Origin of the sequence: Corallococcus macrosporus DSM 14697, assembly GCF_002305895.1 — a bacterium.
Lineage (GTDB): Bacteria > Myxococcota > Myxococcia > Myxococcales > Myxococcaceae > Myxococcus > Myxococcus macrosporus.
The window spans coordinates 7,118,192-7,137,931 of the sequence record NZ_CP022203.1; the positions used below are offsets into that span (position 1 = coordinate 7,118,192).

Sequence of the window (19,740 nt, forward strand, 5' to 3'; positions counted from 1 at the left end):
TGTTCGGAAATGTCGGGACATTTGCGGCGCCAAAACCCCCGACATTTCAGAACAGCGAGCTCCCGGCCTCCTTCGCTTCGGGGATGGCCCCTCCCCTACCGACAGCCGTGAGCATCGCCGCCCGGCAGCGGTGGGCCCGCAGTCCACGCTCAGGTGCCAGCCGCAGACTCCGTCAGGGCGAGCAACTCGGCACGCAACCAGCGGCTGCGCGGGTCGGCGTCCGCCTGCCGGTGCCAGTAGACGTGGAGCTCCAGCGGCGGCAGTGACAGCGGCATGGGCAGCAGGTGGTTGCCCAGCGGCGCGTGCAACGCCTCCGCGCGCCGCCTCGGCATGGTCAGCAGCAGGTCGGAGTCCGCGACGAGCTTGAACGCGGCCTCGTAGTGCTGGCAGCGGATGACGACCTCCCGCTGGTAGCCCAGGCGGCTGAGCACCAGGTCCTCCACGGCCAGCCCGGTGCGGCGCGAGGACACGGTGACGTGCCGGGCCGCCATGTACTTCGCCACGTCCAGCCTGCGCCGGCTTCGACTCACCACGCAGAAGGTGTCTTGCAGCAAGGGCATGCGCTTCAGCTCCGCGCCGGTCTGCTGCTCTACGTCGATGGAGAGGTCGAGCCGCCCCGACGCGAGGTCCCGCTCCAACCGCGCCCTGTCCAACCGGACGCTGGAGATTCGAACCTCCGGAGCGTGCGCTCTCAGGCGCGCGACGAGCAGCGGCAGAATCGACGGCTCCAGCACGTCGTTCATCGCCACCGTGAAGTGCCCCACGTCCCGGCGCGGGTCGAAGTCGCGTCCGCGATGAACCGCCTGCTCGAACAGCGCCAGCGCCTCCCGAATCTCCGGGGCCAGGCGCTCCGCGAACGCCGTGGGCGCCACGCCCCGCCCCTCCCGGACGAACAGCGGCTCCCCAAGCTGCTCACGAAGGCGGGCCAGCGCATGGCTCACGGCCGACTGGCTGAGGAACAGGACCTCCGCCGCCCGCGTCAGGTTCCGCTCCCGGAGCACCACGTCGAAGACCCGGAAGAGGTTGAGGTCCAGCCGGGCCAGCCGCCCGGAATCCTGAACTGGGTTCATGACGACACATGACCAACATTCACTGGATGCATCAAGGCCCGGTGCGCAGGATGAAGGCCATGGACTTCGAGCCCAGCGAGCGAGCCAAGGACTACCTGGAGCGCGTGAAGCGCTTCATGAGCGAGCACATCCTCCCCGCGGAGAGCCGCTACCACGAGGAGCTCCGAGCCACCGCCCAGGGCGGCGACTGGAAGACGTGGCGCGTGCCGCCCGTCATGGAGGAGCTGAAGGCCAAGGCGAAGGCCCAGGGCCTGTGGAACCTGTTCCTCCCGGACGAGAAGCTCGGCGCCGGGCTCAGCACGCTGGAGTACGCCCCCATCGCCGAGGAGACGGGGCGCAGCTTCATCGCCCCCGAGGTCTTCAATTGCAGCGCCCCGGACACCGGCAACATGGAGGTGCTCTGGAAGTACGGCTCCGAGGCACAGCAGGAGCGCTGGCTGAAGCCGCTGCTGGCGGGGGACCTCCGCTCGGTGTTCTGCATGACGGAGCCGGACGTGGCCTCGTCGGACGCCACCAACATGGCGGCCACCGCCATCGTCGATGGTGACGACATCGTCCTCAACGGCAGCAAGTGGTGGTCCAGCGGCCTGGGGCATCCCAACGCGAAGGTGGCCATCTTCATGGCCCGCACGCCCGACACCGGCGGGGACCGCCACCACCAGCACTCCATGGTGCTGGTGCCGCTGGACGCGCCGGGCGTGAGCATCCGCCGCATGCTGCCCGTGTACGGCGACTACGACGCGCCCCACGGCCACGGCGAGGTGCACTTCGACAACGTGCGCGTGCCGCGTGACAACGTCATCGCCGGCCCGGGGATGGGCTTCGAGATTGCCCAGGGCCGGCTGGGGCCGGGGCGCATCCACCACTGCATGCGCTGCATCGGCGCGGCGGAGCGCTCCCTGGAGCTGATGATTGACCGGGGCATGAAGCGCACGGCCTTCGGGAAGCCGCTCCTCAACCTGGGCGGCAACCGCGAGAAGGTGGCCGAGGCGCGCATCGCCATTGACCAGGCGCGGCTGCTGACGCTCTACGCGGCGTGGAAGATGGACCAGGTGGGGGCGCTGGGCGCCATGACGGAGATTTCCGCCATCAAGGTCGTCGCGCCAAGTGTCCTCCAGAAGGTGGTGGATGACGCCATCCAGCTTCACGGGGGCGCGGGCGTATCCCAAGATACGCCGCTGGCGGGCTTCTTCGCCCAGGCGCGCAGCCTGCGCCTCGCGGATGGCCCGGACGAAGTACACAAGGGTCTCATCGCCCGCATCGAGTTGTCGAAGCGGGGCTTCTCCCGGAGCTGACGGCCATGGCCACTCAACGCATCTTCATCACCGGTGGTGCCAGCGGACTTGGCAAGGCCATCGCCCTGCGCTTCGCTCGCGCCGGGTGGAAGGTCTGCATCGGCGACGTCAACGACGCCCGGGGCGAGGAGGCGCTCAAGGAGCTCGCCGCCCTGGCGCCCCAGGCCCACTCCCTGCGCTGTGACGTGCGGCGCGAGGAGGACCTGCGCGAGGCCCTGGACTGGCTCACGGCCCGGTGGGGCGGCGTGGACGTGGTCATCAACAACGCCGGGGTCGCGCAGGCGGGCGCCATCGAGGACGTGTCGATTGACGACTGGCAGTGGATCATCGACATCAACCTGCTGGGCGTCGTGCGCGGGTGCAAGGTGTTCACCCCCGCCTTCAAGAGGCAGGGCCACGGCCACATCGTCAACGTGGCGTCCATGGCGGGGCTGCTCGATGTGCCGCTGATGAGCAGCTACAACGCGACCAAGGCCGCCGTCGTCTCGCTGTCGGAGACGCTGCACAACGAGCTGGCGGAGCACGGCATCGGCGTCAGCGTCGTGTGCCCGTCCTTCTTCAAGACGAACCTGGGTGACTCGCTGCGCACCACGGACCCCCGGCTGGGGGCCACCATGGCGCGGCTGCTGGAGCGCTCCGCCATCACCGCGGATGACATCGCCAATGACGTCTTCGACGCCGTGGCCGAGCGCGGCTTCTACATCCTGCCCCACGCGGACGGCCGCAGGGCCTGGCGGATGAAGCGCCTGCTGCCGCGCGAGCTCTACGCCTGGGTCCTGCGCCGGAACACGCGGGGCATGCGCCCTGGCGCGCATTCGAAGGCCGGCTGAGGAAGGGGCCACCCCGCATGTCACCGACCGCGACCATCGACCCCGCTGGCGCCGTGCGCACGGGCGAGGAGCTGAACCTCCCCGCCGTGGACGCCTGGCTCAAGGCCCAGGTCCCCACGCTGGAGGGCTCGCCGGAGGTCACGCAGTACGCGGGCGGCGCCTCCAACTGGACGTACCGGCTGAAGTACCCCAACCGGGACCTCATCCTGCGCCGGCCTCCCGCGGGGACGAAGGCGAAGTCCGCGCACGACATGGCCCGTGAGTTCACGGTGCAGCAGGCGCTGAAGCCGGCCTACCCCGTGGTCCCCACCATGGTGGGCCTGTGCCAGGACCCGGCCGTGCTGGGCTCCGACTTCTACGTCATGGAGCGCATCGAGGGGCTCATCCCGCGCAAGCACCTCCCCCGGGGCCTGGCGCTGGACGCGAAGCAGACGCGCGAGCTGTGCCTCAACGTCGTCGACAAGCTGGTGGAGCTGCACGCCGTGGACCCGGCGGCGGTGGGCCTGACGCCGCTGGGCAAGGGGCCGGGCTATCCCACGCGGCAGGTGGAGGGCTGGTCGGCGCGCTACGAGAAGGCGCGGACGTGGAACGTCGCCAGCTTCAGCGCCGTGCGGGACTGGCTCAAGGCGAACACGCCCGCGGACCTCGCCACCTGCGTCATCCACAACGACTGGCGCTTCGACAACGTGGTGCTCGCGCCGGAGGAGCCCACGCGCGTCATCGGCGTGCTGGACTGGGAGATGGCCACCCTGGGCGACCCGCTGATGGACCTGGGCAGCGCGCTGGCCTACTGGGTCCACGCCGATGACGACTTCGTGATGCGCTCCACGCGGCGCCAGCCCACGCACCTGCCCGGCATGCTCCGGCGTGAGGAGGTCGTGGAGTACTACCTGGACCGGACGAAGCTGAAGCCCGCCAACTGGACCTTCTACGAGGTGTTCGGCCTCTTCCGGCTCGCCGTCATCGCGCAGCAGATTTATTACCGGTACCACCACAAGCAGACGCGCAACCCCGCGTTCAAGAACTTCTGGGTGCTGGTCAACTACCTCGGCTGGCGCTGCCACCGGCTCATCCGCAAGGGGGCCCGCTGATGGGCGTGGTGTACCTCGTCCGGCACGGACAGGCGTCTTTCGGCGCGGCGAACTACGACCAGCTCTCGGAGACGGGGCGGGTGCAGGCCCGGGTGCTGGGTGAAGTCCTCCGCGAGCGGCTGCCTCGCGTGGACACCGTCGTCACCGGCACCCTGGCGCGGCACCGGCAGACGGCGGAGGCGTGCCTCGCCGCGCTCGGCTGCGACACCGCCTCCGTGCAGACCGCGGGCTTCAACGAGTTCGACCACGAGGAGGTCGTCGCCCGGCACACGCCGCGCTACGCGGACCCGGAGGTGCTCCGGGCGGAGCTGCTCCAGACGGAGTCGCCCCGGCGCGCCTACCAGGCGCTCTTCACCGACGCCGTGGCCCGCTGGGTGGCCGGCCAGCACGACGCCGAGTACACCGAGCCCTGGTCCGCCTTCCGCCAGCGCTGCCTCCGCGCCTTCGACGCCCTCATCCAGGAGATGGGCGCCTCGAAGAACGCGCTCGTCTTCACCTCTGGCGGCACCATCACCGCCATCTGCCAGGAGCTGCTGCGCATCCCGGACGAGCACGCCTTCCGGCTCAACCTGACGCTGGCGAACTGCGGCCTCTCCAAGGTCATCTACAGCGCGCGGGGCCGCTACCTGTCCACGCTCAATGAGCACAGCCACTTCGAGGGCGCAAGGCGCGAGCTGCTCACCTACCGCTGAGCCCCGGCGAGCGACAGGTCCTCGCCGCCGCGTCCCACGTGGGCCACGAGCTCGTCGTCCGCGCCGGCGTACCGCAAGTCTTCCCACGCCAGCATCGCCCGCTTGCGCGAGGCGCCCCAGCGGTACTCACCGAAGATGCCCGTCTTGCGCAGCACGCGGTGACAGGGAATCAGGAGCCCCACGGGGTTGTCCCCCACCGCCGAGCCCACCGCGCGCATCGCCTTCGGCTTGCCGATGGCGCGCGCCAGGTCCTCGTACGTCGTCACCTCGCCCGAAGGCACGCGCAGCAGCGCCTGCCACACCTGCACCTGGAAGGGCGTGCCCCGCACCAGCACCGACAACGAAGGGGCCGCCGCGCCAGGGGGCCTCGGCTGGAAGATGCGCTCCATCCACGGCGCCGTGTCCTCGGCGGACGCCACGAACGTGGCCCGAGGCCACTCGCCGCGCAGCGCGGCCAGCGCGTCCTCCGCCGCCGTCCCCGAGAGGAAGTGCAGGCCGCAGATGCCGCGCTCGCACACGGCGAGGAGGCACTCGCCGAAGGGCGACGCGTGGACGCCGTAGCGCACGGTGAGCCCTTCACCGCCCAGCTTGTACTCGCCGGGCGTCATCGCCGTGAGGGTGACGAAGAGCTCGTGCAGCCGGCCGCTGCCCGACAGCCCCACCTCCAGCGACGTCTCCAGCACGCTGCGACGCTCGGCCAGCAGGCGCCGGGCCGAGCAGAGGGTGTGCACCTGCACGAAGCGCTTGGGGCTGATGCCCGCCCACTGGGAGAACAGCCGCTGGAAGTGGAAGGCGCTCAAGCCCACATGCGCGGCGGCGTCCTCCAGCGACGGCTGCTCCTGGGCATGCGTGTCGAGATAGAGGATGGCTTGTTCGATACGTGCGTAGTCGCTGGATGCCATACCGTCGCTCCGGGTCAGTTCGTTCAGCCTGGGTATGTCCGCGGGCACACGAAGGAGCAACCCGGTTCTTGCGCCGTCCACGCGCTCCAGGCGTGCTTCGGCCCACGGTGTCGCCGTGACACCCGACCCTGGAAAGGAACATCATGTTGACGGAGGAAGACATCCAGGCCGCGGAGGCCGCCTTGAGGCAGGCCATGCTGTCGAGCGACGTCGACACGCTCGACGCGCTGCTCTCCGACGACCTCCTCTTCATCAACCACGCGGGCCAGCTCTTCGACAAGGAAGCCGACCTCGCGCCACACCGCTCGGGCGCGCTGCGGCTCACCCGGTTGGACTTCACCGAGCAGCAGATGCGCTACCTCTCCGCCGGCGCCGTGGTCGTCGTGCGCGCCTCGGTATCCGGCGAGTTCCAGGGAGCCCGCTTCGAAGGAGACTTCCGCTACACCCGCGTGTGGCAGCTCGTGGATGACGCCCCGCAGGTCATCACCGCGCACTGCACGGCGCTGGGCTGACTTGACTGCGGGAAGGCGAGCGCTTATCCGTTACCGCCAATGACGGCGCTCCGTGCCATGTGTCGAATGTCGATGCCGGGTGGGCTCATGCCCTCCAGGTTCGGCTGACGTCCGTCGGCCCGGCCCTGGCGAGCCACCGAGCCCATCCACCCGCGAGGGTTGGTGGGCTTCGTCGTTCCTGGACGCGCGGCCCTGCCCTCACACGTCCCACCGAGGAGCAGCGCCCCCATGAGCACGACACCGCACCACACGTCCGCCCCGCGCCTCTTCGACGTGGCCCTGCCCGACCTCACGCTGGAGGCGGGCGCCCGCGTCACGAACCACCTCGTCCGAGGCTGGTGGTGGGGCCCCGAGGACGACGTGCCCTGGCTCCAGTCCCGCGCGAGCGTCCTGTCCGAGGACGACGCCCAGGCGAGCCCACCGCGCGTCGTGCGCCGCGGCGTGGCCGAGTGGCAGGCGCTGGCGGCCCAAGCCCGCCAACGGGCCCCCGCGCGCGCGCCTCCGGCCGTGCCCACGGTGCTGCTGGTCCACGCGCTCACCGGCGACATGCGCGCGGGTGGCAAGGGCGGCTGGTGGGAGCCGCTCATCGGCCCGCGGCGCGCGCTGGACCCGTCCCGCATGCGGCTGCTCTGCTTCAACAACCTGGGCTCCTGCTATGGCACCTCGGGCCCGGCCGACGAGGGCTTCCCCATGCGGACGGACGACGCGCGCTTCGGCGCGCCACCGCCGGCGGCCAAGGGCGACCTGCGCCTGGACGAGGAGCGCCTGCCAGCCACCGTCACCCCGTGGGACCAGGCGCGGAGCATCCTGCTGGCCATGGACGCGCTGGGTCTGGACGAGGTGGAGCTCGTCACCGGCGGCTCGCTGGGCGGCATGGTGGTGCTCTGCCTCGCGGCGCTCGCGCCGGAGCGCTTCGCGCGCCTGTCCCCCATCGCCACGACGGAGTCCGCCACCGCGTGGGTGGTGGGCCTCAACCACGTGGCGCGGCAGGCGCTGCTGATGGCCCCGGGCTTCCCCGAGGCTCCCCGCCGCGGCCTGGAGCTGGCCCGGCAGCTCGCGATGCTCACCTACCGCGCGGAGCCCGGCCTGGAGGCGCTCCAGGGCCGCCCCGAGGCGTGGTCCTCCCGCGCGCTGCACCCCATGCACAGCTACCTGGAGTACCAGGGCCAGAAGCTGGAGGCCCGCTTCGACGCGCGCGCGTACCTGGCGCAGCTCGGCGCCATGGACCACCACGACTTGTCACGTTTCCCGGGGGGCGGCCTGGCCCGCATCCGCGCGAGCGCGCTGTGCGTGGGCATCGACACCGACCAGCTCTTCTTCCCCAGCCACATGGCGGCGCTGGCCCGGCGGCTGCGCGAGCGCGGCGTCCACGCCGAGCACGCCACGCTGTCCAGCCTCCACGGCCATGACGGCTTCCTGCTGGAGTGGGACGCCCTGGCCGTCCTGCTGGGGCGGGCGCTCGCCCTGCCCACGGACCGGGGACTGGCGCACGCCTTCCCGCGCTGGCCGGAGGCGTCCGCGCGCGCCGCCCTCAGCCCACCTTCCGGGACGAAGGCGTGACCACGGGCACCGGCTCATGGTGCGACCACAGCGGCGGCTCCGCCTCGTGGGTGAAGGCGCGCATCCGCCGGTACTCCGGATAGGACGCCTGGAGCGACAGCACGTCTCCGGCCCGGATGACCTCGTCACCGGCCGGGTGGAGCCGCTCCTCGCCATGGCGCTGGAGCGACAGCGCCAGGCAGCCGAACCTGTCCCGCACCTCGGAGATGGTGAGGCCCGGCAGGCCCTCGCGCGCCTCGAACAGCGAGACGACCATCAGGTGCTTGGCCAGGTGGAAGGAGTGGACGATGCGCGGGTCCATGGCCGCCAGCGCCATGGCCGGGGCCGCCAGCGACGAGCTGGAGAGCGCCTCCGCCTTGAACGTCTCCCGCACCTTGCCGCTCAGGTCATCGTCGAAGAGGCGGATGACCACGCGGATGTCCGGGTTGAGCTTGCGCGCGTCCAGGGCGATGTTGAGGTTGGCCAGGTCGTCATCCGTGGCGCAGACGATGGCGGACGCGTCCTTCACGTTGGTGCGCGGAAGGCACAGCGGGCTGCGCGTGTCGTCGATGAGCAGCGGCACCAGCTCGTCACGCAGCGCGGACACGAAGGCCGCGTCCTCGCGCTTCTCCACCACCACCACGTCCTTGCCCATCTCCCGGAGCTGCGTCACCACGCGGTAACCCACGCGCCCGGCGCCACACACCACGACGTGGCCCTTCATCGTCTCGGAGACCACTTCAATCCACTCCTTGTCGTTCTTGTGACGGGCGAAGAAGAGGTAGGCGAAGCGCACCACACCATCCGCCACCAGGGCAATGCCCGCGGGCGGAATCACCAGGTTGAGCAGCTCCAACAGCCAGTCGTCCACGTAGGGCAGCGACGGCTCGCCGTAGAGCAGGAAGTAGGTGTGGTGCAGCGCCTCGCCGAAGTCGATGCGCTCGCCACCCGGCCCCCGGAAGCGCCAGTGGAAGAGCACCGGCGCCCCCAGGAACAGCACCGCGGAGAGCACCAGCGTGGTGCGGAAGCGCCGCACCAGCGCCCGCAGGTAGCGCAGATTGGCCCAGAAGTGCCGGCGGGACGGCTTCATCATTGCTCCTCGACTACGACGCCGGGGTGATGCCCGTCTCCGCTTCGTTCTTCGCGCGCCGCCGCTCCACCATCCACACCAGCAGCACGCCCAGCTCGTAGCAGAGCAGCATGGGGCCGGCCATCAGCGACAGGTTCACCACGTCCCCGGTGGGGGTGATGATGGCCGCCGCGATGAGGCACACCACGAAGGCGTGGCGCTGGTACTTGAAGAGCCAGGACGACTTCACCACGCCCACCACGCCCAGCAGCGCCATGACGAGCGGCAGCTCGAAGATGACGCCGAAGGCGAGGATGAGCAGCAGCACCAGCGAGAGCTGCTCGTGCATGGACAGCATGGGCCGCGTCCACCGCGCCGCCTCGTGCGCCGCGTGCGCCGTGGCCAGCTCCTTCTCCAGCCGCCACAGCCCCGCCAGCTCCTCCGAGCGCGTGGGCGCGATGCCCGCCAGCAGGCTGGCCGAGCCATCCATGGCCGCCGCCGCCGCCGCGAAGTCCTTCTTCTCGAAGGCCGTCACGGCATCCACGCGCTTCTCCAGCGCCTGCCGCAGCACGCCGCGAGCCTGCGCGCCGTAGCCCACTGACGCCGCGTCCAGCAGCCGTCCCAGGCCGTCCAGCCGCCCCGTCATCTCCACGCTGGCGGCGGGCGCGACCTCCGGCGCGGGCGCCTGCCCCGCGCCGTCGGCGCGCAGCGTGGTGCTCGTCTCCTTGGCGATGCGGCCGGCCTCCTCCGCCTCGCCCAGGCGCAGGAAGCGCAGGGCGTCATCCGCGCGCAGCCGGGCCGTGTCCAGGCGCTGCTCCAGCGCCAGCGTCTCCTCCTCGTTGAGGAGGAAGGTGAACATGGAGGGCAGCACCGCGAAGTAGCAGAAGGCGGCGCCCACGAGGAAGGCGATGGAGCCGAACGCCACGAAGGGCGCGGCGAAGCGGCGCTCCTCCGGGTACAGGCCGGGCGACACGAAGCCCCAGATCTGCATCAGGATGACGGGCGTGGTGAGGAAGATGCCGCAGTACACGCCCACCTTCATCAGGACGTTCAGCTCTTCGATGCCGGACGTGTAGATGAGCGCGCGGTTCTCCGGCGGCAGCGCGTCCAGCACCGGCTGCATCAAGAGGCCGAAGATCGGCTTGGCGAAGACGAGCGAGACCGTCCCCAGGACGAGCACCGCGATGGTGCACCGCATGAGGCGCGTGCGGAGCTCCGTCAGGTGCTCCGCCAGACTCATGCGAAAGTCAGCGTCGGGGTTCATGGGCGGGGGGCTCAGGACTCAGCTCCGTTTCGGGGCGTTGCGCGCCACCGTCCCCGGGAGGGGTGACAACGTGGGCGTGGTGGCGGAGGGAGCAGCAGGCTCCGGGGGCACCTCGGCGGCGGCCTCCGCGGCCGGCTCCGGGGACGCCGCGTCCGCGGCGGACACCTCGCGAGGCCCCTGCGCGTCCAGCTCCAGCACCTGCGTGGAGGACGAAGGCGAGCCCGCGTCCGGGGGCGAGGCCGCGTCCGGCGGCGAGCCCGCGTCCGAGGGCGGCGCCGCGCCGTCCGTGGCGGGAGCGTCCGGCGCCCCCAGCGACGACGGCGGCTGGGGCGCGAAGCGCGTCCCCGGCCGGACAGGCGCGGAAGGAGGCTCACCGATTTCCTGGTCCATGGCGTAGAACTCGCGCTCCACGACGTTGCGGACCTCATCCGTCTGGCGGCGGAACTCACGCAGGAACTTGCCGATGCCGCGCGCCAGCTCCGGCAACCGCTGCGGCCCGAGAATGAGCAGCGCGGCCACCAGGATGAACACCATTTCGCCTGCGCCGATGTTGAACATTTTTCCTGACGCGCTCCCCGGGGCAGCCCGGTTTATCGCGCCCTGGGGAGACAGGCGCAACCGTTCGTCTCGCCAAAGCATCCGCCCGTCACCCCGAGTGGACGGCAGGCAACCCCTGGGCACCCTTTCATACTACGCGTGAGGCTCCGCCTCCGGCGAGAGCGGACCTGGGCCTCCTGCCGAGGGAGCCACCGCCAGGGCCCGTGCCTGCTCCGCCCGCTGCACCCGCCGCTCCACCATCCACAGCATGGCGGGGAGCAACAGCGTCAGCGCCATGGACACTCCGGCCATCCGCGAGATGCCGCCCAGGGTGCCATCCGGCAGGTCCACCAGCAGCCGGGCGCTGAGGAAGGCCCCCACCGCGGTGGCCATGTGCTGGACGGTGGACTGGAGCGACATGAAGCGCGCCCGCTCCGCGCTGTCCGGCACCCGGGACGTCAGGGTGTGGTACGCGACGTTGCGCACCCCCATGGCCACCATGAAGCACGAGAAGATGACGGGGATGGGCATCCACCGGGGCAGCGCCAGGAACCCCACGTAGGTGGACGCCAGCACCAGGAGCGAGCCCACCGTCCCCACCCGGAAGGGGCCATACCGGTCCACCATGGGCCCCGCCACCCGCAGGGTGACGAAGCTGGCGAGGCCTCCCACGAAGTACGGCAGCCAGAGCAGCTCCCGCGGGTAGCCCACGTTCTGCTGCAGGTAGGCGGAGAGGTTGGGGATGAGGATGAAGCCCGCCATCATCACCACCGCCGTCATCACGTAGGACACCTGGATGTCGCGGCGGCCCAGCAGCTCCAGCATGCCCACCTGGGGCCGCGGCCCGGCGCCCGCCGCCAGGTGCCCGCGCACGGGCGGCAGGTAGAAGATGGCGCCCAGCACCACCACCAGCCCGATGGCCGCCACCACGAAGAAGGGCAGCCGCCAGCCGCCTTGCTCGGCCAGCTTCAGCGCCAGGGGCACCCCCGCCACCGACGCCACGGAGAAGGCGATCATCACCGCCCCCAGCGCCCGCCCCCGCCGCTGCACGGGGATGAGGTCCGCGACGATGGACAGCGCCAGCGAGGTGGCCGGCCCGCCGAAGATGCCCGCCACCACGCGCGCCAGCAGCAGCGTGGGCAGCCCGGTGGCCAGGCCGCCCGCCGCGGTGGCCACCACCAGGCCCAGCATGGACACCGCCAGCGCCTGGCGCCGGTCGAAGCGGTCCAGGAAGTAGCCGCCCAAAAGCCCCGCCACGCTGGCGGCCGCCGTGTACGCGCCGCCAATGGTGCCGATATGCGACGACGCGATGCCCAGCCCCTTCGCGAAGTCGGGCCCCAGCGGCATCACCATCACGAAGTCCAGGATGTTGACGAACTGGACCGCGCCAATGAGGAGCACCACGGCGCGCTCGGAGACCTGTCGTTGGTTCGGCATGAAGACGTCTCTACACCCGGAAGCGGCGGACCTCCGCACGCAGGATCTCCGCCTGCCGCTGGAGGTTGTCGATGGCCTCCTCCAACTGCTTCACGGAGCGCGTCTGGTGCTCGGACACGCCCTTGATGGTCTCCACCGCCTTGAGCACCTGCTCGCTGCCCTTGGTCTGCTCCTTCTGGGCGCGGTTCAGGTGGGTGACCATCTCGTTGATGCTCTCGATGGAGCGGGTGATCTGCTTGCTGCCGTGCGCCTGCTCCTGGCTGCTGCGCTGCACGTGGGCGGTGAGCGTCTTCATCTTCTCCGCGCTCTTCATGATCTGCTCGCCGCCGCGGGCCTGCTCGTTGGAGGCCTTTGAAATCTGCTGCACCGTCTCGCTGATGCGGTGGATGGAGGCCGTCACCTGCTTGCTGCCCCGCGCCTGCTCCACGGTGGCCCGGGCAATGGCCTTCACCATCTGCGTGGACTTCTGGGTGCTGTCGTTGATTTTGCGCAGCGCCCCTTCCGCCTCCCGGCCGAGCTGCACGCCCTCCTCCACGCTGCGCACGCCCTGGTTCATCACCACCACGGCGTTGCGGCTCTCCTCCTGGATGCTGCGGATGAGCTCGGCGATCTCCTTCGTGGACGCGCCGGTGCGCTCGGCCAGGTCCTTGATTTCCTCCGCCACCACCGCGAAGCCCTTGCCGTGCTCCCCGGCCTGCGCGGCGATGATGGCCGCGTTGAGCGCCAGCAGGTTCGTCTGCTCCGCCACGTCGTCGATGACGTTGAGGATGTTGCCAATCTCGGAGATGCGCCGCCCCAGGCTGTCGATGACGCTGGCCGCGCTGCGGCTGGTGTCCTTGATGCGGTCGATGCCGGTGAGCGTCTTGCGCAGGGACTCCACGCCCGTCTGCGCGTCCTCGAAGACCTGCTCGGACAGGCGCGCCGTCTCCTTCGCGTTGGCCTCCACCTGGCCAATGGCGGCGTCCATCTCACTGATGGCCGACGAGGTCTCCTCCGTGGAGGCGGACAGCTCCTGGATGTTGGTGGCCACCTCCTTGATGGAGAAGGTCATCTGCTCGATGGCGCTGGTGGTCTCCTCCACGCTGGCCGCCATGGCCTGGACGTTCTCCGCCACCTCGTCGTTGGTGGCGGCCATCTCCATGATGGAGGAGCTGCTCTCCTCGGCGCTCTGGTAGAGGACCTCCACGTTCTCCGCGATGCCGCGCAGCGAGGCCATCATCTCCACCATGGAGGAGGACGTCTCCTCCACGCGCGCCTGCACCGTGCCCGCGCCGGACGACACCGTGGTGCCGGTGCGGTGGATCTGCTCCACCACGCCCGCCACCACGTCCGACACGCCGCGCACCCGGCCCAGCGTGTCCCGCCAGCTCTGGGCGATGCGGTTGAGCGCCTCGGCCAATTGGCCCAGCTCGTCCTGGGTGCCCACGTCCACGCGTCCGGTGAGGTCCGCCTCCGCCAGCCGCCGGGCCATGCCCATCATCGCGTCCAGCGGGACGAGGATGAAGGCGCGGGAGATGAAGAAGGCCACCAGCAGGAAGAGCCCCAGGCCCATGCCGAACGCCAGCAGCACCAGGCGCTGCAGCTCGGTGACGACCGCGTCCAGCCCGGTGTGGTCCAGCACCACCAGGGCCTGCCCCGCCACGCCGCCCGACAGCGTCACCGGCCGCGCCACGGCGCGGTCGCCGTTGGTGAAGCGGAAGCCGTCCAGCCCCCGGCCCTCCCGGGCCTTCAGCTCCGCCAGGAACCACGCGGGCGGCTGGGCCGGGTGGGTGGCCAGCACCTGCCCCCCGCTGGAGAGCACGGCCAGCACCTTGAAGTCGTCGTCCCCGTCGCGCAGCCGCTCCAGGCTGTCGGGCAGGGCCGCGGCGGGCTGGGCCGTGAGCATGCTGACGGCCTGACGGGCGCGGGCCTCGCCCCGCGTCTGCAGGCGCTGCTCCAGGTGGGCCTCCACGCGCGAGGGGACGACGAAGAAGAGCGTCCCCAGGATGAGGGCGAGGACGAGCGCGAAGGAGCCGAGCAGCAGCCGGCGCAGGCCGGGTTTCTTGAACCGGAGAGCCAAGACGGGGCACTGTAGGGAGGGAAACACCGGCAGGGCAAGAACAGGGCGCCAGCGCCGCTCGCCCCCCAGGGGCGCTGACTTCCCACCTGGCGGATGCGTAAGGTCTCCCCGATGTCCTCCACCCTGCTCCTGACGGACCCGCTCTTCTTCCAGCACGACCCTGGCCAGGGCCACCCGGAGTCGCCCTCGCGGCTGCGGCGCATCCTCGGGGTGCTGGCGAGCACGCCGGTGAAGGGAACGGTGATGACGGCGCCGCGCTCCGCCACGGCGGCGGAGCTGGCGTCGGTCCACACGCCGGAGCTGCTGGCGTACCTGGCGAGCCTGAGCGGGCACGTCTCGCAGTTGGACCCGGACACCCATGTGTCGCCGGACAGCATCGACGCGGCCCGGCTGGCGGCGGGCGCCTCCGTGCAAGCGGTGGAGGCGGTGATGCGCGGCGAGGCCCGCAACGCCTTCGCGCTGGTGCGCCCGCCCGGGCACCACGCCGAGCCCGACAAGGCCATGGGCTTCTGCCTGTACAACAACGCGGCCATCGCCGCGGAGGCGGGCCGGAAGCTGGGCGCCGAGCGCGTGCTGGTGCTCGACTGGGACGTGCACCACGGCAACGGGACGCAGGCGGCGTTCTGGTCGCGCCGGGACGTCATGTACCAGTCGGTGCACCAGTTCCCCTACTACCCGGGCACGGGCGCGGCCCAGGAGACGGGCACGGGCGAGGGCGAGGGCTACACCGTCAACGTGGGGCTGCCGGGCGGCAACTCGGACGCGGACTACGGGATGATTTTCGAGGAGCTGCTGCTGCCCGTGGCGGAGGCGTACCGGCCCCAGCTCATCCTCGTCTCCGCGGGCTTCGACTCGCACCAGCACGACCCGATTGGCGGCATGGACGTCAGCGAGCGCGGCTTCGCGGCCATGTGCTCGGCGATGAAGTCCCTGGCGGACAGCGTGTGCCAGGGGCGGCTGGTGCTGCTGCTGGAGGGCGGCTACTCGCTGGAGGGCCTGTCCCAGTCCGTGCATGCCTGCGTGGAGGTGCTCGCCGGGCGCAGGGACAGCTTCCCCACGGGTGACACGCACGCGGACGCGAGGGACGCGCTGAGGACCAGCCGCGAGGCGCTGCGGCCGTACTGGCCCCACGTGTAGAGAGACGTTGGCTGGAAGGCGGGCCAGCCCTCGCGCCGCTGTTCTTCGACGGGCAACCATGCAAGAAGCCCCCGCGGACCCACGGGAGGACTGCATGGCGGAGATGAGCTACCGGACGGCGCTGGTGACGGGCGCGTCGAGCGGCCTGGGACGCGGACTGGCGCTGTGGCTCGCCAGGCGCGGCGCGCGCGTGTTCGCCGCCGGACGGCGCCTGCCGCAGCTTCAGGCCCTGCGGGACGAGGCCCAGGCCGCGGGCGTCACCGTGGAGCCCGTGGAGTTGGACGTCACGCAGGCGGACGCCACCCTGGAGCGCATCCGCGCGCTGGACGCGGAGTGCGGAGGCCTGGACCTGGTGGTGGCCAACGCGGGCGTGGGCGGCACCACGAACGCGAAGAAGCTGCCCTGGGAGCGGGTGCGCGGCATCATCGACACCAACGTCACCGGCGCCGCCGCCACGCTGAGCGCCGTGCTGCCGCAGATGGTGGAGCGCAAGCGCGGCCACCTCGTGGGCGTCTCCAGCCTCGCCGGCTTCCGGGGGCTGGCGGGCCACGCGGCCTACTCCGCGTCCAAGGCCTTCCTGTCCACCTTCATGGAGAGCCTGCGCGTGGACCTGCGCGGCACCGGCGTGCGCGTCACCTGCATCTACCCCGGCTTCGTGAAGAGCGAGCTGACGGCCACCAACAACTTCCCCATGCCCTTCCTGATGGAGACGGAGGACGCGGTGGAGCGAATGGGCAAGGGCATCCTCCGGGGTGACGCGGAGCTGTCCTTCCCCTGGCAGCTCGCGGTGCCCACGCGGGTGGCGAAGCTCCTGCCCAACCCCCTCTTCGACGCGGCCGCGCGCCGGCTGCGCTGACCTTCCCCGCTTCCTTCCGGAGACGCCCGGTGACGACACCCCAGCCCTTCGCCCACCGCTTCAGCCAGCTCGCCGAGCAGCGCTCGCCGTTCTGCCTCGGCATCGACCCGTCGAGAGACCTGCTCACGCGCTGGGGCCTGCCGGACAACGCCCAGGGCCTGCGCGACTTCTGCGAGCGCGTGGCGGACGCGGCGGGGGACTCCGTCGCGGTGGTGAAGCCGCAGAGCGCCTTCTTCGAGCGCCACGGCCCCGCGGGCCTCCAGGTGCTTCAAGACTTGATGCGCCGCTTCAAGGCCCAGGGCACCCTCACGCTGCTGGACGTGAAGCGCGGGGACATCGGCTCCACCATGGACGCCTACGCGCAGAGCGTCTTCGGCGAGGGCAGCGCCTACGAAGCGGACGCGGCCACCTTCACCGCCTACCTGGGCCTGGGCGCGCTGCTCAAGACGCTGGAGCGCGCGCGCGCGTCCGGCGCGGCGGCCTTCGTGGTGGTGCGCTCCTCCAACCCGGAGGGCACCTCGCTCCAGAATTCGCGCGGAGCGGACGGCCGCACCGTGGCGGAGGCCCTGGCGGACGGCCTGCGCGCCTTCAATGAAAGGCCCGGCCCGGACGCGGCGCCGGTGGCGGGCGCCGTCATGGGCGCCACGCTCCCGGACTCGGACCGCGGCGTCGTCGAGCGGCTCGGCGGCGCGCTGCTGCTCACGCCCGGCATCGGCGCGCAGGGCGCCGGCTTCGACGACTTGAAGCGCCTGTTCGCCGGGCGCGAGGCGCAGGTCATCCCCACCGCCACGCGCTCGGTGCTGGAGGCGGGGCCGGACACCGCCGCCCTGCGCCAGGCGCTGGAGCGGCACCTGGCGCCGGCGCGCGCCTTCCGGGCTACTGCGCGCCCATCATGAACTGGTCCACGTCGACCGTGTTCTTGTCGGGCACCGCGTCCTTCGGCTCGGTGCCCTTCTTGAAGAACATCAGCTCCGAGTCCCGGGCGCCCGCGGGGGCAATCTTCCCCGTCTTCTTGTCGATGTGCAGCCGCACCAGGTCCATGGACTGCCAGGGGTAGAACTCCGACTGCGGCCGGCCCTCCAGCGCGCGCTTCATGTAGTTGAGCCAGATGGGGAGCGCGGCGCGGCCGCCCGTCTCGTAGCGGCCCAGCGGGTGCGGGTTCAAGTCGTAGCCCACCCACGCCACCGTCACCAAATCCCGGGTGTAGCCGGCGAACCACGCGTCGAAGGAGTCGTTGGTGGTGCCCGTCTTGCCCGCGGCCGGCTTGCCCAGGCGGTTGGCGGGGCCGCCGGTGCCCTGGAGCACCACGCCGCGCAGCAGGTGCGTGAGGATGAAGCCGACCTCCGGGCTCATCACCTGCTCGCCCGGCTCGAAGAGGCGCGCGTAGCCGGCGGCCACGCGGTCCTGCAGGGGCGCCCACGCGTCGTCGAAGGCGGTGTGGTCCTCCAGCGTGCGGCCCCAGCGGTCCTCAATCTTGCGGATGAAGTGCGTGGGCTTCTTGCGGCCGTAGCGGTTGAAGGTGGCGTAGGCGTTGGCCAGGTCCACCGGGTACACGCACGAGGAGCCCAGCGCCGCGGAGAAGTCCATGTTCATGGGCGTGGTGATGCCCAGCTTCTGGCTCCACGCGGCCATGTTGTGCACGCCCACCGCGCCGAAGGTCTTCACCGCGGGCACGTTCAGCGAATTGACCAGCGACGTGCGCAGGAGCACCTCGCCCTCGAACTTGTCGCTGTAGTTGGCCGGCTTCCACGACACCTTGGTGTCCGGGTCGTGCTCGACAATCGGCGAGTCCACGAGGACGGTGGCCTCCGTCCAGTCGAGCTGCTCCAGCGCCGCCGAGTACACGAAGGGCTTGAAGGAGCTGCCCGGCTGACGGCACGCCTGGAAGGCGCGGTTGAACTCGTTGTCGTCGAAGTCGTAGCCGCCCACCATCGCGGTGAGGTACTGGCGGTGCGGGTCGATGGAGACGAGCGCGCTCTGCGCCTCCGGCGTCTGCTCCAGGCGGAAGAGCTTCACGCCCTCGCTGGGGATGTCGTCCGCGAGCCGCTTGTCCCACTGCTCCTTGTCGTCCGTCAGGTCCTTCTTCGTCACGTGGCGCACCACGATGACGTCGCCCTCGGAGATGGCCCTCTTCACCGAGGAGAGCATCATCGCCGGGTAGTAGCCCTCCGGGTTCACCTTGCGCGCCCAGCGCATGCCCAGGAGCGGCAGCCGGCCGGCGTGCCCGCCCACCTGCACGTCCGCGCCCTTGCCGTCCGAGTCAATGGACGTGACGACGGCGACGTAGAGCCGGTTCTCCACCAGCTCCTGCGCGCCCATCACCTTCTTCGCGCGGTCGATGAAGGCGCGGATGGCCTCCTTCGACGCGAGCTGCTCCACCGGGCCGCGCCAGCCCTGGCGCTTGTCCACCGCCAGGAGGCCGTGGAGCACCGCGTCCTGCGCGGCGCGCTGGCGCTCGCTGTCCATGGTGGTGAAGACCTTGAGGCCGGCCTTGAGCAGCACGGGGTTGCCGTAGCGCTCCACCACGTCCTTGCGCACCTGCTCCACGAAGTACGGCGCGAACTCGTGGAACACGTCCTCCACCGGGTACACCTTCACCGCTTCGGCGTTGGCGGTGTCGTGCTCCTCCTGCGAAATCATGCCCTCCGCCAGCATGCGGCGCAGCACGTAGGAGCGGCGCTTGCGGGCCGCCTCCGGGCGCAGGAAGGGCGAGTAGCGGCTGGGCGCCTGCGGCAGGCCCGCGATGAGCGTCATCTCCCCCAGCGTCAGGTCGCGCACGTCCTTGCGGTAGTAGTTCTCCGCCGCGCTCTGCACGCCGTAGCTGTGGTGCCCGAGGAAGACGTTGTTGAGGTAGAGGTAGAGGATCTCCTCCTTCGTCAGTGCCTGCTCCAGCCGCAGGGCGAGGATGGCCTCGCGAATCTTGCGGGTGATTGTCTTGGCGGTGGCGGACTTGTAGCCCTCCGCGGAGATGAGCACCGCCTTCGCGGTCTGCTGCGTCAGCGTGGAGCCACCCTGGATGCCGCCCGAGCGCAGCCCCAGCTTGGAGGCCACCGTCTTGAAGCCGGCGCGCGCGGTGCCGAGGATGTCGACGCCGAAGTGGTCGAAGAAGCTGGAGTCCTCCGACGCGATGAAGGCCTGGACCAGGCGCTTCGGAATCCGCTCGTAGGGCACCACCTTGCGGCGCTCTTCGTAGAACTCGCCGGCCAGCACCGCGTCGTCCGTGTAGACCTCGGTGACGATGGGCGGCCAGTACTCGTCCACCTTGGGGATGGCCGGCAGCCCATCCGCGTACACGTAGTACACGGTCGTCACGGCAATCACGGCGGCCGTGGCCCCCGTCAGCGCCAGCCATCCCGCGGTCTTCAGGAGGAACTTCCACCAGCGCTTGGGGGGGACGCCCTCGAGCACCAGCTTCGAGCGGCTGCGGTCAGCGGATTTAGGGTCGGACAT

At 70.9% G+C, this 19,740-nt stretch carries 17 protein-coding genes; 9 read left to right on the top strand and 8 right to left on the bottom strand.

What is annotated here, in order from left to right; genetic code table 11:
• Window positions 1-149: 149 nt before the first annotated feature.
• Entirely contained in the window at window positions 150-1,070 is a 921-nt protein-coding gene (locus MYMAC_RS28600) for a LysR family transcriptional regulator (RefSeq protein ID WP_095960370.1), read from the bottom strand.
• Window positions 1,071-1,129: 59 nt separating this feature from the next.
• Here MYMAC_RS28600 and MYMAC_RS28605 point away from each other — a divergent pair, with 59 nt between their 5' ends.
• From MYMAC_RS28605 to MYMAC_RS28620, 4 genes are read left to right on the top strand one after another with little or no spacing between them, the layout of a single operon-like run.
• The gene (locus MYMAC_RS28605) at window positions 1,130-2,365 is read left to right on the top strand and encodes an acyl-CoA dehydrogenase family protein (protein ID WP_095961723.1); all 1,236 of its coding nucleotides are present in this window, start codon (window positions 1,130-1,132) and stop codon (window positions 2,363-2,365) included.
• 5 nt (window positions 2,366-2,370) lie between these two features.
• Window positions 2,371-3,195 carry an SDR family oxidoreductase gene (locus MYMAC_RS28610; protein WP_095960371.1) on the top strand — a complete coding sequence of 275 codons (825 nt, stop codon included), beginning with the start codon at window positions 2,371-2,373 and terminating at the stop codon, window positions 3,193-3,195.
• Between the two features lie 17 nt (window positions 3,196-3,212).
• On the top strand, window positions 3,213-4,286 hold the full coding sequence (locus MYMAC_RS28615) for a phosphotransferase family protein (protein ID WP_095960372.1): 1,074 nt from the start codon (window positions 3,213-3,215) through the stop codon (window positions 4,284-4,286).
• The gene (locus MYMAC_RS28620; RefSeq protein ID WP_095960373.1) at window positions 4,286-4,978 is read left to right on the top strand and encodes a histidine phosphatase family protein; all 693 of its coding nucleotides are present in this window, start codon (window positions 4,286-4,288) and stop codon (window positions 4,976-4,978) included. The genes MYMAC_RS28615 and MYMAC_RS28620 overlap by 1 nt, the downstream gene beginning before the upstream one ends.
• Here the strand turns inward: MYMAC_RS28620 and MYMAC_RS28625 are convergent.
• On the bottom strand, window positions 4,969-5,880 hold the full coding sequence (locus MYMAC_RS28625) for a methylated-DNA--[protein]-cysteine S-methyltransferase (RefSeq protein WP_013938405.1): 912 nt from the start codon (window positions 5,878-5,880) through the stop codon (window positions 4,969-4,971). The two genes, MYMAC_RS28620 and MYMAC_RS28625, sit on opposite strands and share 10 nt — an antisense overlap.
• Window positions 5,881-6,023: 143 nt before the next feature.
• Between MYMAC_RS28625 and MYMAC_RS28630 the strand changes: the two genes are divergently transcribed.
• Together MYMAC_RS28630 and MYMAC_RS28635 are read left to right on the top strand one after the other, a co-directional pair.
• A complete protein-coding gene (locus MYMAC_RS28630) occupies window positions 6,024-6,392 on the top strand; it encodes a nuclear transport factor 2 family protein (RefSeq protein ID WP_013938404.1) in 369 nt (122 codons plus the stop codon).
• Window positions 6,393-6,620: 228 nt separating this feature from the next.
• Window positions 6,621-7,952, top strand: a complete 1,332-nt coding sequence (locus MYMAC_RS28635; protein ID WP_095960374.1) for an alpha/beta fold hydrolase — start codon at window positions 6,621-6,623, stop codon at window positions 7,950-7,952.
• Here the strand turns inward: MYMAC_RS28635 and MYMAC_RS28640 are convergent.
• The 5 genes from MYMAC_RS28640 to MYMAC_RS28660 form a co-directional block, all read right to left on the bottom strand.
• On the bottom strand, window positions 7,924-9,021 hold the full coding sequence (locus MYMAC_RS28640) for a potassium channel family protein (protein ID WP_095961724.1): 1,098 nt from the start codon (window positions 9,019-9,021) through the stop codon (window positions 7,924-7,926). The genes MYMAC_RS28635 and MYMAC_RS28640 overlap by 29 nt on opposite strands.
• Before the next feature lie 13 nt (window positions 9,022-9,034).
• On the bottom strand, window positions 9,035-10,240 hold the full coding sequence (gene tatC / locus MYMAC_RS28645; protein WP_095960375.1) for a twin-arginine translocase subunit TatC: 1,206 nt from the start codon (window positions 10,238-10,240) through the stop codon (window positions 9,035-9,037).
• A gap of 42 nt (window positions 10,241-10,282) precedes the next feature.
• The gene (locus MYMAC_RS28650) at window positions 10,283-10,822 is read right to left on the bottom strand and encodes a Sec-independent protein translocase subunit TatA/TatB (RefSeq protein WP_095960376.1); all 540 of its coding nucleotides are present in this window, start codon (window positions 10,820-10,822) and stop codon (window positions 10,283-10,285) included.
• A gap of 132 nt (window positions 10,823-10,954) precedes the next feature.
• Window positions 10,955-12,238: an MFS transporter gene (locus MYMAC_RS28655; RefSeq protein ID WP_095960377.1), complete on the bottom strand. Its 1,284-nt coding sequence runs from the start codon at window positions 12,236-12,238 to the stop codon at window positions 10,955-10,957.
• A gap of 10 nt (window positions 12,239-12,248) precedes the next feature.
• Window positions 12,249-14,297, bottom strand: coding sequence for a methyl-accepting chemotaxis protein (locus MYMAC_RS28660; RefSeq protein ID WP_095960378.1), 2,049 nt, complete (start codon window positions 14,295-14,297; stop codon window positions 12,249-12,251).
• Between the two features lie 111 nt (window positions 14,298-14,408).
• Between MYMAC_RS28660 and MYMAC_RS28665 the strand changes: the two genes are divergently transcribed.
• From MYMAC_RS28665 to pyrF, 3 genes are all read left to right on the top strand, one after another.
• Window positions 14,409-15,434 (top strand): histone deacetylase family protein, encoded by a 1,026-nt coding sequence (locus tag MYMAC_RS28665; RefSeq protein ID WP_013938397.1) that lies wholly within the window; start codon window positions 14,409-14,411, stop codon window positions 15,432-15,434.
• A gap of 94 nt (window positions 15,435-15,528) precedes the next feature.
• Window positions 15,529-16,290, top strand: a complete 762-nt coding sequence (locus tag MYMAC_RS28670; RefSeq protein WP_095960379.1) for an SDR family oxidoreductase — start codon at window positions 15,529-15,531, stop codon at window positions 16,288-16,290.
• A gap of 29 nt (window positions 16,291-16,319) precedes the next feature.
• The gene (gene pyrF / locus MYMAC_RS28675; protein ID WP_095960380.1) at window positions 16,320-17,186 is read left to right on the top strand and encodes an orotidine-5'-phosphate decarboxylase; all 867 of its coding nucleotides are present in this window, start codon (window positions 16,320-16,322) and stop codon (window positions 17,184-17,186) included.
• On the opposite strand, the gene MYMAC_RS28680 is transcribed toward pyrF, so the two are convergent.
• Window positions 17,167-19,740, bottom strand: coding sequence for a penicillin-binding protein 1A (locus tag MYMAC_RS28680; protein WP_095960381.1), 2,574 nt, complete (start codon window positions 19,738-19,740; stop codon window positions 17,167-17,169). The genes pyrF and MYMAC_RS28680 overlap by 20 nt on opposite strands.

Coding starts and splice junctions, on each gene's coding strand:
- MYMAC_RS28600 (WP_095960370.1), bottom strand. CDS start 1,070: ATGAACCCAGTTCAGGATTCCGGGCGGCTGGCCCGGCTGGACCTCAAC.
- MYMAC_RS28605 (WP_095961723.1), top strand. CDS start 1,130: ATGGACTTCGAGCCCAGCGAGCGAGCCAAGGACTACCTGGAGCGCGTG.
- MYMAC_RS28610 (WP_095960371.1), top strand. CDS start 2,371: ATGGCCACTCAACGCATCTTCATCACCGGTGGTGCCAGCGGACTTGGC.
- MYMAC_RS28615 (WP_095960372.1), top strand. CDS start 3,213: ATGTCACCGACCGCGACCATCGACCCCGCTGGCGCCGTGCGCACGGGC.
- MYMAC_RS28620 (WP_095960373.1), top strand. CDS start 4,286: ATGGGCGTGGTGTACCTCGTCCGGCACGGACAGGCGTCTTTCGGCGCG.
- MYMAC_RS28625 (WP_013938405.1), bottom strand. CDS start 5,880: ATGGCATCCAGCGACTACGCACGTATCGAACAAGCCATCCTCTATCTC.
- MYMAC_RS28630 (WP_013938404.1), top strand. CDS start 6,024: ATGTTGACGGAGGAAGACATCCAGGCCGCGGAGGCCGCCTTGAGGCAG.
- MYMAC_RS28635 (WP_095960374.1), top strand. CDS start 6,621: ATGAGCACGACACCGCACCACACGTCCGCCCCGCGCCTCTTCGACGTG.
- MYMAC_RS28640 (WP_095961724.1), bottom strand. CDS start 9,021: ATGAAGCCGTCCCGCCGGCACTTCTGGGCCAATCTGCGCTACCTGCGG.
- tatC (WP_095960375.1), bottom strand. CDS start 10,240: ATGAGTCTGGCGGAGCACCTGACGGAGCTCCGCACGCGCCTCATGCGG.
- MYMAC_RS28650 (WP_095960376.1), bottom strand. CDS start 10,822: ATGTTCAACATCGGCGCAGGCGAAATGGTGTTCATCCTGGTGGCCGCG.
- MYMAC_RS28655 (WP_095960377.1), bottom strand. CDS start 12,238: ATGCCGAACCAACGACAGGTCTCCGAGCGCGCCGTGGTGCTCCTCATT.
- MYMAC_RS28665 (WP_013938397.1), top strand. CDS start 14,409: ATGTCCTCCACCCTGCTCCTGACGGACCCGCTCTTCTTCCAGCACGAC.
- MYMAC_RS28670 (WP_095960379.1), top strand. CDS start 15,529: ATGGCGGAGATGAGCTACCGGACGGCGCTGGTGACGGGCGCGTCGAGC.
- MYMAC_RS28680 (WP_095960381.1), bottom strand. CDS start 19,740: ATGTCCGACCCTAAATCCGCTGACCGCAGCCGCTCGAAGCTGGTGCTC.